Source organism: Enterobacter sp. BNK-18 (assembly GCF_047456135.1).
Taxonomy (GTDB): Bacteria; Pseudomonadota; Gammaproteobacteria; order Enterobacterales; family Enterobacteriaceae; genus Enterobacter; species Enterobacter ludwigii.
Genome location: NZ_CP179899.1, coordinates 355382 through 369362 on the forward strand (window position 1 = coordinate 355382; position 13981 = coordinate 369362).

12 protein-coding genes are annotated in these 13981 nt (G+C 56.6%); 7 read left to right on the top strand and 5 right to left on the bottom strand.

Translation table 11 applies throughout. From position 1 onward, the window contains the following. Nucleotides 1–216 precede the first annotated feature (216 nt). Complete coding sequence (locus tag ACMGG3_RS01725; protein ID WP_414149532.1) at nucleotides 217–1005, top strand: phosphotransferase family protein; 789 nt, start codon at nucleotides 217–219, stop codon at nucleotides 1003–1005. Nucleotides 1006–1091: 86 nt separating this feature from the next. Here the strand turns inward: ACMGG3_RS01725 and ACMGG3_RS01730 are convergent, their stop codons facing one another. Together ACMGG3_RS01730 and ACMGG3_RS01735 are read right to left on the bottom strand one after the other, a co-directional pair. Further along, nucleotides 1092–1547, bottom strand: a complete 456-nt coding sequence (locus ACMGG3_RS01730; RefSeq protein WP_025204709.1) for a hypothetical protein — start codon at nucleotides 1545–1547, stop codon at nucleotides 1092–1094. Nucleotides 1548–1893: 346 nt separating this feature from the next. Further along, a complete protein-coding gene (locus ACMGG3_RS01735; protein ID WP_014169049.1) occupies nucleotides 1894–2775 on the bottom strand; it encodes a LysR family transcriptional regulator in 882 nt (293 codons plus the stop codon). Between the two features lie 105 nt (nucleotides 2776–2880). Here ACMGG3_RS01735 and budA point away from each other — a divergent pair, with 105 nt between their 5' ends. The 5 genes from budA (at nucleotide 2881) to ACMGG3_RS01760 (ending at nucleotide 7610) form a co-directional block, all read left to right on the top strand. After that, nucleotides 2881–3660 (top strand): acetolactate decarboxylase, encoded by a 780-nt coding sequence (gene budA / locus ACMGG3_RS01740; protein ID WP_025204708.1) that lies wholly within the window; start codon nucleotides 2881–2883, stop codon nucleotides 3658–3660. Further along, on the top strand, nucleotides 3632–5353 hold the full coding sequence (gene alsS / locus ACMGG3_RS01745) for an acetolactate synthase AlsS (protein ID WP_086463059.1): 1722 nt from the start codon (nucleotides 3632–3634) through the stop codon (nucleotides 5351–5353). The genes budA and alsS overlap by 29 nt, the downstream gene beginning before the upstream one ends. Nucleotides 5354–5373: 20 nt before the next feature. After that, nucleotides 5374–6144: a (S)-acetoin forming diacetyl reductase gene (locus tag ACMGG3_RS01750; protein WP_040016887.1), complete on the top strand. Its 771-nt coding sequence runs from the start codon at nucleotides 5374–5376 to the stop codon at nucleotides 6142–6144. Nucleotides 6145–6275: 131 nt separating this feature from the next. Then, nucleotides 6276–6749, top strand: coding sequence for a cold-shock protein (locus tag ACMGG3_RS01755; protein WP_014169053.1), 474 nt, complete (start codon nucleotides 6276–6278; stop codon nucleotides 6747–6749). A 162-nt stretch (nucleotides 6750–6911) separates the two neighbouring features. After that, the gene (locus tag ACMGG3_RS01760; RefSeq protein ID WP_014169054.1) at nucleotides 6912–7610 is read left to right on the top strand and encodes a GNAT family N-acetyltransferase; all 699 of its coding nucleotides are present in this window, start codon (nucleotides 6912–6914) and stop codon (nucleotides 7608–7610) included. A gap of 46 nt (nucleotides 7611–7656) precedes the next feature. Here the strand turns inward: ACMGG3_RS01760 and betA are convergent, their stop codons facing one another. The 3 genes from betA to betI are packed head-to-tail and all read right to left on the bottom strand — an operon-like array spanning nucleotide 7657 to nucleotide 11408. Continuing rightward, complete coding sequence (betA, locus tag ACMGG3_RS01765; RefSeq protein WP_121340115.1) at nucleotides 7657–9321, bottom strand: choline dehydrogenase; 1665 nt, start codon at nucleotides 9319–9321, stop codon at nucleotides 7657–7659. 13 nt (nucleotides 9322–9334) lie between these two features. Continuing rightward, nucleotides 9335–10807, bottom strand: a complete 1473-nt coding sequence (betB, locus tag ACMGG3_RS01770) for a betaine-aldehyde dehydrogenase (RefSeq protein ID WP_333177819.1) — start codon at nucleotides 10805–10807, stop codon at nucleotides 9335–9337. Between the two features lie 13 nt (nucleotides 10808–10820). Next, nucleotides 10821–11408 (bottom strand): transcriptional regulator BetI, encoded by a 588-nt coding sequence (betI, locus tag ACMGG3_RS01775; protein WP_020885037.1) that lies wholly within the window; start codon nucleotides 11406–11408, stop codon nucleotides 10821–10823. Between the two features lie 128 nt (nucleotides 11409–11536). Here betI and betT point away from each other — a divergent pair, with 128 nt between their 5' ends. Continuing rightward, the gene (gene betT, locus ACMGG3_RS01780; protein WP_014169058.1) at nucleotides 11537–13570 is read left to right on the top strand and encodes a choline BCCT transporter BetT; all 2034 of its coding nucleotides are present in this window, start codon (nucleotides 11537–11539) and stop codon (nucleotides 13568–13570) included. Nucleotides 13571–13981: the final 411 nt, after the last annotated feature.

A 13981-nucleotide genomic window follows, 5' to 3' on the forward strand; every position in this document is an offset into this window, starting at 1 on the left:
TGGGGCGTCAGTAGAGGCCTTTGAACACTCTCCTTCGTGGGGGCTGAATTTGTCTACCATTGTACTGGCAGTCTGTACAAGAGCCAGCTTCCGCACTTCGATCTAAGCGGACCTTCCCACAACCCGCAACACCGCCCGTAAAACGCAATTCCCCTGATCTCTCCGCATCACACTACACTTATCCCTTAAAGCCAAACCTGACACAGGAAGTCATGTATGTCTGCGGAGAATTTATCCCAAATGGGTGCGGCAAAAGTGCAGCGTTTGGTGGATCAATATGGTCAGCAAGTCATAGAAAAATGCCCTGTTAGCCCTGTGGAATACGCTTTCTACGAGCATGCGGCGAAAGAGCTCAACAGCAGGGGGATCAAAACGCCGACGCTGTTGTCTGCCGATCCACATCCACGCCGGTTAAGGCTGGAATATATCCCTGGAAAAGTGTCTCAGGATGAGGTGTCGGGGGATGACATATTGAAATGCCTTTCTCATCTTCATCGCACTCCACCAGACCCAACCTGGGTGTATCACCCTCATTCCTGGTCCGAGAAAGCGCTTGAAAAATCATTGGCGCTTTTGAAATTACCGGACCGCGCGGCCCACCAGATGCGCTGTTTTCAGCAAGCGGGCAGCGTTTTGTTTCGGCAGAAATATTTAATCTCAGGGGATACCAATGCCGGTAACTGGGGGAGGAGAGAAAACGGAGAGTGGGTTCTCTTTGACTGGGAAAGGTTTGGCACGGGCAGTCCGGCTATCGACCTCGCCCCGCTGATAAAGGGGATGGGCTCCAGGCAAATCATTTTACAGCTTGCGGAGCGTTACAGCGTGCATTATCCGCATATGCCTGTCCGACAGTTAGCGATGGAAATAACCCTTGCTAAAGCATGGATTGTGTCAGAGGTGGTGTCCCTGCTCTATGACCGGAACAAAACAGATTTTGAGCTGTACCTGAACTGGTACAGAGAAACGCTTCCCGGCTGGCTGGACGAGGCTATCTCAGTACTTTAACCCTTCGTCTGCATGGGTTTTTTATATTATTAAGGCCGAAATTCTGGCTCACAGACCAGCTGAATTTCGGCCCTTACGCACTGGCCTTAGTGCGCCGTGATATACGGCTCTTTCACGAACTCCGCCAGCAGCCAGACCATATCATGTAGCAGACCGGTCAGCTCTTTTGCCACGTTTGCAGGCAATGTTCCGCCCATTACCGCCTGCGTTAACGCCAGCGCATAGTCCACCTGGAGCGACGTATCCTGCCAGCAGTCCGGAACGCAGGAGACAATCTTCTCTCCTGCAATCAGCTGTTCGACCAGATAAGGCGGGAGGGCAGAATCACAACGCGCGCGAAGGCGTTTAAGGACTGCCAGCAAACGCGTGCACAGTGTTGCATGGGTGACCGCATCGTCGGTTTCTACCAGCACGCTTACATACGCGGTGCAGGCATCGGCCAGTTCGAAGAGATCTGCAGATTCAGGCAGTTGTAGATGAATCAGATGGTGTATAGCGCTTTCTTCAGAGAGCGCGTAAGACAGGGAAGGGACAGTTGTCATGTGATTTTCCATTTTAAAAAAACTCCAGACCATCCAATAAGTTCCTACGCTCATGGGTGGTAGCGCTGACGGAGGTAGGAATACCGCACACGACAAAAACGGCCAACCTTTCGGTTGCTCCGCCAGCGCGACCGTAGTGTAACGGGATGAGCGCTGCCGCGACAAAATAATTGTCGTATCGTGATATGCGGGTTCCTACGCCCGGTTGCGGATGTGCCGCAACGCAGGCACTTTACGGCCGGGAGGAGAGTAAGAAAAGCACTAACCCTGAATTACACAGGGTTACTTGCAGATTTGCGAGGCGGCTTCCAGAAAGGCCTTAGCGGGCGCAAGCAGCGCCGCGCCATTACCCTTCACTCAGCATCGCCAGAAACCGTTTCACCGTCCGCGAACGTTCAAAACGCCGCCAGCACAGCGCGATATCAGTATAAAGCTCCGGTGATGTCAGCGCATGGTAGGTCACATTGGGGGGCGAAATGGCGGCCATCGACTTCGGCACCAGGGCGAACCCGCCGCCAGCGGACACCATGCTCAGGGAAGAGGAAAGTTGCGAAGACTGCAGCGTGTGCTGCACGTCAATTCCGGCCCGCTCGCAGCAGCCGTAAACGCGATCGTACAGCCCTGGCGCGACCTCCTGCGGGAACAAAACGACCGGCGTATCCCGCAGTTGCTCCAGCGCCAGCGATCCACACTTCGCCAGTGGATGGTCGCGATGCAGCGCCACAACCATCGGCTCACGGTCGAGAATTTTTAGCTCAAACGCTTTGCTGCTCTCACACGGCAGACGCACAAACGCGATATCCAGTTCACCCTCCGCCAGCATCGCCGTCAGCGAAGACATATTGGCTTCCACCTGGTGCACTCTCACCGCCATGTTCTGCAGCTGATACTGGCGAATAAGGGTGAAGATTTTGGGGTGAAAGGCGTCTGAACTGGTGATCCCAATCGACAGACTGCCGTTCAGCCCGCGGGCAATGCCCCGGGCTTTCTCCAGCGCGGCGTCGCTCAGCGCCAGGATCTTACAGGCGTCCTCATAGAAGGCTTCTCCCGCTTCAGTCAGCTCCACGCCTCGCGTCAGGCGTCTGAATAACGGCGTGCCCACTTCTTCCTCGAGCCGTTTAATCTGCTGACTCAGAGGAGGCTGTGAAATACCCAGCGCTTTGGCCGCTTTGGTGAAGTGTCGCTCACGTGCAACGGCGACAAAATACCGCAGATAACGAAGTTCCATATCAAAAACGTCTCAAACCAGCATGGATTCTATATTGGAACTCTATGCTGAATCGGGTCAACATTTATTTAACCTTTCTAAATAAAGTTGAAGAGGACGAGCATGATGGTGCATTCATCTGCATGCGACTGTGAGGCCAGTTTGTGCGAGACCCTGCGTGGGTTTTCTGCCCAGCATCCTGACAGCGTGATCTATCAGACATCGCTAATGAGCGCCCTGTTAAGCGGCGTGTACGAGGGGGATACCACTATCGCCGATCTGCTTGCGCACGGCGATTTTGGTCTGGGTACGTTCAACGAGCTGGATGGCGAAATGATTGCCTTCAGCAGCCAGGTGTATCAGCTGCGCGCCGACGGGAGTGCCCGTGCCGCGAAGCCGGAGCAAAAAACACCGTTTGCGGTGATGACCTGGTTCCAGCCGCAGTATCGCAAAACCTTCGATGCGCCGGTCAGCCGTCAGCAGATCCACGACGTGATCGACCAGCAAATCCCCTCCGATAACCTGTTCTGTGCGTTACGCATCGACGGTAATTTCCGCCACGCCCACACCCGTACCGTTCCGCGTCAGAAGCCGCCATACCGTGCGATGACCGACGTTCTGGACGACCAGCCGGTGTTCCGCTTTAACCAGCGAGAAGGGGTACTGGTCGGGTTCCGCACGCCGCAGCATATGCAGGGCATTAACGTCGCGGGATATCACGAACATTTTATCACCGACGATCGTCAGGGCGGCGGGCATCTGCTCGACTACCAGCTGGAGAGCGGCGTGCTGACCTTCGGTGAAATTCACAAACTGATGATCGACCTGCCTGCCGACAGCGCATTTTTACAGGCCAACCTTCACCCCAGCAACCTTGATGCTGCAATCCGTTCCGTCGAAAACTAACAGGAGAACCACCGTGAACAGTGATAAACAGGCACGTCAGTGGGCGCATGGCGCCGATATGGTCGTAGGCCAGCTGGAAGCGCAGGGCGTGAAGCAGGTTTTCGGTATTCCGGGTGCAAAAATCGACAAAGTGTTTGATTCCTTGCTCGATTCCTCCATCGAAATCATTCCCGTGCGCCACGAAGCGAACGCGGCGTTTATGGCCGCAGCGGTAGGGCGCCTGACCGGCAAGGCCGGGGTCGCGCTGGTCACCTCCGGACCGGGCTGCTCAAACCTGATCACCGGGATTGCCACCGCCAACAGTGAGGGCGACCCGGTGGTCGCGCTGGGCGGTGCCGTGAAGCGGGCAGATAAAGCGAAGCTGGTGCATCAGAGCATGGACACGGTCGCCATGTTCAGCCCGGTGACGAAATACGCTGTAGAGGTGAGTTCACCGGATGCGATTGCCGAAGTGGTCTCGAACGCGTTTCGCGCTGCCGAGCACGGCAGGCCAGGGGGCGCGTTCGTCAGCCTGCCGCAGGATATTGTCGACCAGCCCGCCACGGGCGCGATTTTGCCGGGCAGCAGTACTGCCAAAATGGGGCCGGCACCGGAGTCCGCCATTAACGATGTGGCGAAGCTTATCGAAAAAGCCAAGAATCCGGTCATTTTACTGGGCCTGATGGCCAGCCAGCCTGCCAACAGCGCCGCGCTGCGTAAGCTGCTGGAGAAAAGTCGCATCCCGGTCACCAGTACCTATCAGGCGGCCGGGGCGGTGAATCAGGAACATTTCACCCGCTTTGCCGGACGTGTCGGCCTCTTTAACAACCAGGCAGGCGACAGATTGCTGCATCTGGCGGATCTGATTATCTGCATCGGTTACAGCCCGGTGGAATACGAACCGTCCATGTGGAACAGCGGCGACGCCACGCTGGTGCATATCGATGTGCTGCCCGCCTATGAAGAACGCAATTATGTGCCTGACCTCGAGCTGGTGGGGGACATCGCCGAAACGCTGAACCTGCTCGCGAGCCGGATCGCCCACAAGCTGGAGCTCAGCGCGCGCGCGTCAGAAATCCTGGTCGATCGTCAGCATCAACGGGATCTGCTCGATCGCCGTGGCGCCTCGCTTAATCAGTTTGCCCTGCATCCGCTGCGCATCGTGCGGGCCATGCAGGACATCGTCAATAACGACGTTACGCTCACCGTTGATATGGGGAGCTTCCACATCTGGATCGCCCGCTATCTCTATAGCTTCCGCGCACGTCAGGTCATGATCTCTAACGGTCAGCAGACCATGGGTGTTGCACTGCCGTGGGCGATTGGTGCGTGGCTGGTCAATCCTGGCCGCAAGGTGGTCTCGGTGTCCGGTGACGGCGGCTTCCTGCAGTCGAGCATGGAGCTGGAAACCGCCGTGCGTCTTAACGCCAATGTGCTGCACATCATCTGGGTAGACAACGCCTACAACATGGTGGCGATCCAGGAAGAGAAAAAATACCAGCGCCTTTCCGGCGTAGAGTTCGGCCCGGTCGATTTCAAAGTCTATGCCGATGCCTTCGGGGCGAAAGGCTTTGCCGTCGAGAGCGCGGATGCGCTGGAGCCTACGCTGCGTGCTGCAATGGATGTCGATGGCCCGGCCGTGGTCGCCATTCCCGTCGACTATAGCGATAACCCGCTGCTGATGGGCCAGCTCCATCTCAGCCAGATTTTGTGAATCAATATAAGGACAGAGAAATGCAAAAAGTTGCTCTCGTAACAGGCTCAGGCCAGGGGATTGGTAAAGCGATTGCGCTTCGCCTGGTGAAAGACGGCTTTGCCGTCGCCATCGCGGATTACAACGAAGAGACGGCAAAAGCCGTTGCCGATGAGATCGTCCGCAATGGGGGGAAGGCCGTCGCCGTGAAGGTGGATGTCTCCAGCCGCGAGCAGGTGTTTGCAGCGGTGGAAAAAGCCCGCACTGCGCTGGGCGGTTTCAACGTGATCGTCAACAATGCCGGGGTCGCGCCTTCCACGCCAATTGAGTCGATCACCCCGGAAATTGTCGACAAAGTTTACAACATCAACGTCAAAGGGGTTATCTGGGGTATCCAGGCTGCCATTGACGCCTTCCGTAAAGAAGGGCACGGCGGCAAGATCATCAACGCCTGTTCCCAGGCAGGCCATACCGGGAACCCTGAACTGGCGGTCTACAGTTCCAGTAAGTTTGCGGTACGCGGGTTAACCCAGACGGCGGCACGTGACCTTGCGCCATTAGGGATCACCGTTAACGCTTACTGCCCGGGCATCGTCAAAACGCCGATGTGGGCGGAAATTGACCGCCAGGTCTCCGAAGCGGCGGGTAAACCGCTCGGCTACGGCACTGAAACGTTTGCCAAACGCATTACGCTTGGCAGATTGTCCGAACCCGAAGATGTGGCCGCCTGCGTCTCTTATCTCGCCGGGCCAGATTCCGACTACATGACCGGTCAGTCCCTGTTGATTGACGGTGGTATGGTGTTCAACTAAATACTAATAAGCTCTGACATGAGTTTTCCCCTGCCCCCGTGCAGGGGCTTTTTTTTGTCTCCTCAGCCATTGTGGATTACACTGCGCGCTGCAAAACTTTAGTCTTAGAGATCTGACAGGCGGTAACAGCGATGAACGGTACAATCACAACGTGGTTTAAAGATAAAGGCTTTGGATTTATCAAAGATGAAAACGGTGACAACCGCTATTTTCATGTGATTAAGGTCGCCAACCCTGATCTGATTAAGAAAGACGCAGCGGTGACCTTCGAGCCCACAACCAACAACAAAGGCCTTTCCGCCTATGCGGTGAAGGTGATCCCGGAAAGCAAACACCTCTATATCGCAGGCGAGCGCGTGAAGCTCACTTCGATCAAATCGTTTGTGGTGTTTAGCGAAGAAGAGCCAGCAGATACCGGTATCGATAAAGAGAACGCGGTACTGTCCGTGGGGCTGCTGATGAACAACATCAAACCCAAGTCTGACAAAAAACCAGGTGAAATGCGCACGGTGAAGAAGCTGGCTATCACCACCTTCCAGAATACGACGATGATCTTCACGGAAGATGAGATCGACATCGATGCTACGGTGAAGCTGCTGAAATAATGTTTTGCCGGGTAGGGCGACGGCTTACCCGGCGTACCGCTGTCATCCTGGCGTGCAAACGCCACTTCCCCCGTTTTCCCGAGCAGGCGATACGCCGCGTCTCTTTTCGTCCGCTTTTTAACCTGCTATAACAAAACCCTTATCCTTCCGGGAGTCAACGCCGTGCCCGAGCTTAATCAACATGGTCAAACTGTTAACGATATCGTCCCCGACTGGAAATGCGCCCGTGCGTTAACCCGCACTCCGCTCGTCGGTCAGTATTGTCGTCTGGAGCCGCTGGATGCCGAACGCCACGCCGCGGATTTGTATGAGGCCTATGCGCTGGGGGACGACAGCGACTGGACGTGGCTTGTCAGCACCCAGCCCGTGAGCGTTGAAGACACCGCAGAATGGGTCCTTGGCAAAGTACTGGATGATGAACTGGTGCCGTATGCCGTCATCGATTTGCGTACCGGGCAAGCGGTGGGGCTGGTGAGCTATATGGCAATAGAGCGCATGCAAGGGTCGGTGGAGATCGGCCACGTCACCTGGTCACGCAAGATGAAAGGCTCCCGCCTCGGCACGGAAACCGTATGGCTGTTGCTCAGGAATGCATTCGAGCATGGCTATCGTCGGCTGGAGTGGAAGTGCGATTCAATGAACACTGCCTCGCGTAATGCGGCGGAAAGGCTGGGATTTGTCTGGGAAGGCCGGCTGCGTCAGAAGCTGGTGCGCAAAGGGCGCAACCGCGACAGCGACATGCTGTCAATCATTGATGGCGAATGGCCACAGCGGGATGCCGAACTCCGCGCCTGGCTGGCTGAAGCGAATTTTGACGGGGAAGGGCGGCAGCGTAAAAAGCTGGAGGCGTTTCGTCTGTAAAATATGCCCCTCACCCGTTGGGAGAGGGGCTGCTTAGCAAACTGCGTTACAGGCGAACCGGTGCACCGTTGGCGACATAATATGCCGCGGTACTCTTCGCCAGCGGCTCGCGTCCGCGAATGGCATCGGCAATTTTCTCGCCAATCATGATGGTGGTGGCGTTCAGGTTGCCGGTGATGATCTGCGGCATAATGGACGCATCCACCACGCGCAATCCTTCCAGCCCATGAACGCGACCTTCGCCGTCGACCACGGCCATTTCGTCATACCCCATCTTACAGGTGCCGCACGGGTGGAAGGCGGTTTCAGCGTGGTTACGCACAAACTCGTCCAGCTGTTCGTCGGTCTGGCACTCAATGCCCGGGCTGATTTCCCGTCCACGGTATTTATCCAGCGCCGGCTGGTGCATGATCTCACGGGTGATGCGGATCGCATCGCGAAACTCCTGCCAGTCCTGTTCGTGGGACATATAGTTGAACAGGATCGCCGGATGCTGATGCGGATCGCGTGATTTAATCCGTACACTCCCGCGGCTTGGTGAGCGCATGGAGCCAACGTGGCACTGGAAGCCGTGCTCTTTGACCGCGTTCGACCCGTTGTAGTTAATGGCGACCGGCAGGAAGTGGTATTGAATATTCGGCCATTCAAACTCCTCGCGGCTGCGGATAAACCCGCCCGCTTCAAAGTGGTTGCTCGCTCCCACGCCGGTGCCGCCAAACAGCCACTCCGCGCCAATCTTCGGCTGGTTCCACCACTGCAGGGCAGGGTAGAGAGAGACCGGCTCTTTGCACTCGTACTGCAGGTACATCTCTAAGTGATCCTGCAGGTTTTCACCCACACCCGGGAGGTCATGTACCAGCGGGATGTCAAACTGCTTCAGCAGTTCCGCGTTACCCACGCCGGAGCGCTGCAGGATCTGCGGAGAGGCAATCGCCCCGGCGCACAGCAGCACCTCTTTGCTGGCCGTCGCTTTTGACGGAATCGTGCTCTCGCCTTCCAGCCACTCGACGCCTGTCGCGCGTTTGCCGTCAAAAATAATGTGATCGGTCATGGCATGGGTGCGAATGGTCAGGTTCGGGCGTGATTTCGCCTGATCCAGATAGCCGCGTGCGGTACTGGCGCGACGGCCTTGCGGCGTCACGGTTCTGTCCATCGGGCCGAAGCCTTCCTGCTGATAGCCGTTAAGATCGTCAGTACGCGGGTAGCCCGCCTGCACACCGGCTTCTACCATCGCTTCAAACAGCGGGTTTACGCCGGGTTTAGAGGTGGTCACGCTCACCGGGCCGTCGCCGCCGTGGTAGTCGTTTGGCCCCACGTCACGGGTCTCAGCCTTACGGTAGTAGGGCAGGCAGTTGAGATAGCTCCAGTGTTCCAGACCCGGCTCAGTTGCCCAGTTGTCCAGATCCATCGCGTTACCGCGGATGTAGCACATGCCGTTGATCAGGGATGAGCCGCCCAGCCCTTTGCCGCGACCGCACTCCATACGGCGGTTGTTCATGTGCGGCTCGGGCTCGGTTTCATACGCCCAGTTGTAACGCTTGCCCTGCAAGGGAAACGCCAGCGCGGCAGGCATCTGGGTGCGGAAGTCAAAACGGTAATCCGGGCCGCCCGCTTCTAGCAGCAGAACGGTGGTATTGGGATCTTCCGTCAGTCGTGTTGCCAGTACGTTGCCGGCAGAGCCGGCACCAATAATGATGTAGTCAAATTGCAAAAAAACCTCCCGGTTAAAATATGGACTGGAATTTACCCATCTCAACCTGGATGGACTTCACCTGGGTATAACTCTGGAGCGTCATTACGCCGTTCTCGCGGCCAATGCCGGAGTGTTTGTAGCCACCAACCGGCATCTCTGCCGCGGATTCACCCCAGGTGTTGATCCAGCAGATACCCGCTTCAAGCTCGTGGATCGCGCTGTGTGCGCGGTTCAGGTCGGCAGTCACGATGCCCGCCGCCAGACCGTACTCGGTGTCGTTGGCGCGACGAATCACCTCTTCGTCGGTTTCGTACGTGAGGATGGACATCACCGGCCCGAAGATCTCTTCGCGCACGATGGTCATCTCATCGGTGCAGTCGGTGAACACGGTGGGAGCCACCCACGCGCCGTTGTCAAAGCCTTCGCCTTTCAGCACGTCGCCACCGCACAGCACACGCGCGCCTTCCTCTTTGCCTTTGGCGATATAGCGCAGCACGTTTTCGCGGTGCGGGAAGCTCACCAGTGGGCCAAAGTTGGTGCGTTCATCGAACAGATCGCCCGCGCGAATACGTGCCACGCGATCAACAATTTTCTGCTCAAACGCGGCTTTGAATTTCGCCGGCACGAACACGCGGGTGCCGTTGGTGCATACCTGGCCGGAGCTGAAGAAGTTGGCCATCATGGCGATGTCCGCCGCGAGATCCAGGTCGGCATCGTCGAAAATAACCAGCGGGGATTTCCCGCCCAGCTCCATTGTCACCTCTTTCAGGGACGAGGCCGCCGAATTGGCCATCACTTTTTTGCCGCTGGCAACGCCGCCGGTGAAGGAGACTTTGGCGATGCCCGGGTGCTCGGTCAGGAACTGGCCGGTTTCTGCGCCCACGCCCGGCAGAACGTTAAATACGCCGTCCGGCAGACCCGCTTCGGTGTAGATCTCGGCAAGCTTCAGGGCGGTGAGGGGCGTCACTTCGCTCGGCTTGAAGATCATCGCGTTACCTGCGGCCAGCGCTGGCGCGGATTTCCACAGGGCGATCTGGATCGGGTAGTTCCACGCGCCAATGCCCGCGACCACGCCCAGCGGTTCACGACGGGTATAGACAAATGAGGTATCGCGCAGGGGGATCTGGCTGCCTTCCAGCGCCGGGATCAGCCCTGCGTAGTACTCCAGCACGTCCGCGCCGGTGACGATATCAACGGTGCTGGTTTCTGAGTACGCTTTGCCGGTGTCGAGGGTTTCCAGCTTCGCCAGCTCGTCGTTACGCTCACGAAGAATGTCTACCGCACGGCGCAGAATGCGCGAGCGCTCCATGGCGGTCATCGCCGCCCAGATTTTTTGCCCGCGCTGTGCGCTTTCTACGGCGCGATCGACATCCTCGCGCCCGGCGGCCTGAACGGTCGCCAGGACTTCACCGTTGGCCGGGTTGATGGTCTCGAAGGTGCGACCGCTGGTGGCCGATGTATAACCACCATTGATATAAAGCTGCTGTTCTGCCATTCGGGACATAAATTCTCCTCGGTTAATCGGTCGGTAAATGCTGGCTAATAAAGTGGCTGGTGAGCGACTGGGCCAGGGTTTTATCCAGCGGTTTGCCACTCAGCGCGGCGCGCAGCCACAGCCCGTCAATCAGCGCCGCGAGCCCGTAACCCGCCTCCTGCGCCTGTTCGCGCGGCAGCTCGCGGCGGAACTCATACACCAGGTTCGACAGCAGACGGCGGCTGCTCACCTGCTGCAGACGGTAGAGCATTGGCTGATGCATGCTGCTCGCCCAGAAGGCCAGCCAGGCTTTCATTGCCGCGCCGCTGATCTGGGTTTCATCAAAATTGCCGCCGACAATCGCCTGCAGACGCTGCTCTGCGCTGCCGTGCGGTAAGGCATGCAAACGGTTCAATACCGCGTCGCGCAGCTGGCCGGTGATGTCGCGCATGGTCGCTTCCAGCAGGCCATTTTTGTCCTTGAAATAGTGACTGATGATCCCCGTGGAAACGCCCGCCCGACGGGCGATCTGCGCGATGGTCGCGTCATGCATTCCCACTTCATTTATTGCTTCCAGCGTGGCGTCGATCAGTTGCCTGCGCCGGATTGGCTGCATCCCCACTTTGGGCATTTTTGCCACTCCATTCATCAGCGTTGGTTAACCATTAAAGCGGTTTTTGATTGGACGTTCAATATAAAATGTGTCTTAATTGTTGCGGTTTTGGATTTCAATAGTTACAAAAACAGTGGGGATACTGGATGACAGATCTTTCGCAAGACAGAGAAAAGGACAAAATCAATCCGGTTGTTTTTTATACATCCGCAGGACTGATTTTGTTGTTTTCCCTGATGACGATCTTCTTTAGCGATTTTTCTGCCGAGTGGATTGGGCGCACCCTTAACTGGGTGTCGAAGACCTTCGGCTGGTACTACTTGCTGGCGGCGACGCTCTATATCGTCTTCGTCGTCTGCATCGCCTGCTCGCGCTTTGGCTCGGTAAAGCTCGGGCCGGAACAGTCAAAACCCGAGTTCAGCCTGCTGAGCTGGGCCGCGATGCTGTTTGCCGCGGGCATTGGTATTGACCTGATGTTCTTCTCCGTGGCGGAACCGGTCACGCAATATATGCAGCCACCGGAAGGGGCGGGGCAGACGATGGAGGCCGCGCGACAGGCGATGGTCTGGACATTGTTCCACTACGGCTTAACCGGCTGGTCGATGTATGCCCTGATGGGGATGGCGCTCGGATACTTTAGCTATCGTTATAATTTACCCCTCACGATCCGCTCCGCGCTCTATCCGATTTTCGGTAAAAAAATTAACGGACCGATTGGACACACCGTGGATATCGCGGCGGTGATTGGTACCATCTTTGGGATCGCCACCACGCTCGGTATCGGCGTGGTGCAGCTCAACTACGGTCTGAGCGTGCTGTTTGATATCCCGGATTCCATGGCGGCCAAAGCGGCGCTGATCGCGCTGTCGGTGATTATCGCCACCATTTCGGTTACCTCCGGCGTGGACAAGGGCATTCGCGTGCTTTCTGAGCTGAACGTCGCGCTGGCGCTGGGGCTGATCCTGTTCGTGCTGTTTATGGGCGATACGTCATTCCTGCTCAATGCGTTAGTGCTGAACGTGGGTGATTACGTGAACCGCTTTATGGGTATGACGTTGAACAGCTTCGCCTTTGACCGCCCGGTCGAGTGGATGAACAACTGGACGCTGTTCTTCTGGGCGTGGTGGGTCGCGTGGTCGCCGTTTGTTGGCCTGTTCCTGGCGCGTATTTCGCGTGGACGCACCATTCGTCAGTTTGTGATGGGCACGCTGATTATCCCGTTCACCTTTACGCTGCTGTGGCTGTCGGTGTTCGGCAATAGCGCGCTGCACGAGATCATTCACGGCAATGCGACGTTTGCGCAGGAAGCGATGGTGCATCCGGAGCGGGGGTTCTACAGCCTGCTGGCGCAGTATCCGGCGTTTACCTTTAGCGCCTCTGTTGCAACCATTACCGGCCTGCTGTTTTACGTCACCTCGGCGGATTCGGGCGCGCTGGTGCTGGGGAACTTCACCTCGAAGCTCAAGGACATCAACAGCGATGCCCCCAACTGGCTGCGCATCTTCTGGTCTGTCGCCATTGGCCTGCTGACCCTGGGCATGCTGATGACCAACGGTATTTCTGCCCTGCAGAACACCACGGTGATCATGGGTCTGCCGTTCAGTTTCGTTATCTTCTTCGTGATGGCCGGGCTGTATAAATCTCTCAAGGTGGAAGATTACCGCCGCGTCAGCGCCAGCCGCGACACCGCGCCACGCCCGATGGGTGCGCAGGACAGACTGAGCTGGAAAAAGCGGTTGTCACGCCTGATGAACTATCCGGGCACGCGCTACACCAAACAGATGATGGAAACGGTCTGCTTCCCGGCGATGGAAGAGGTGGCGCAGGAGCTGAAGCTGCGTGGTGCGTATGTTGAACTGAAAAACCTGCCGCCGGACGACGGTGAGACTCTGGGACACCTGGACCTGTTGGTGCATATGGGCGACGAACAAAACTTTGTCTACCAGATTTGGCCACAGCAGTATTCGGTGCCCGGGTTTACCTATCGCGCACGCAGCGGGAAATCAACGTATTACCGTCTTGAGACGTTCCTGCTGGAAGGGAGCCAGGGGAATGACCTGATGGATTACAGTAAGGAACAGGTAATTACGGACATACTGGATCAGTATGAGCGGCACCTGAACTTTATTCACCTCCATCGCGAGGCACCGGGGAATAGTGTGATGTTCCCGGATGTTTGAGCACTGAATTGAAGTAAAACCGCGGGGCCAGTTCTGGCCCCGTTCTACGACTGCTTATCCTTTACGACTCAGTAGCACTGCTATTTGCCCATTCTTTTTTTATATTTATCTGCCTTATCTGTTTTTATCAGTCTTTCCTTAAGCACAAATGCATTAATTCAAAAAGCGATTTACGATAATACTGCTGGTTTTTATAAGGAGATAAAAATGACGAACCCAGCTTACGTGTGGCTTAAAGGCGATGGCGGTGTTGATATTAACGGTTCTCCTGCGGAGCAATAACGGTGACCCGATGAGGACTTTCACCGGTTTTTTCCTGTTTTGTGTACAAATAGTATTTTGGTTTTTCGTTTGCGGCCTGGTATGGGCAGCCTTTTTTCCACTGGACAACATTCAACGTCTGGCAAACGT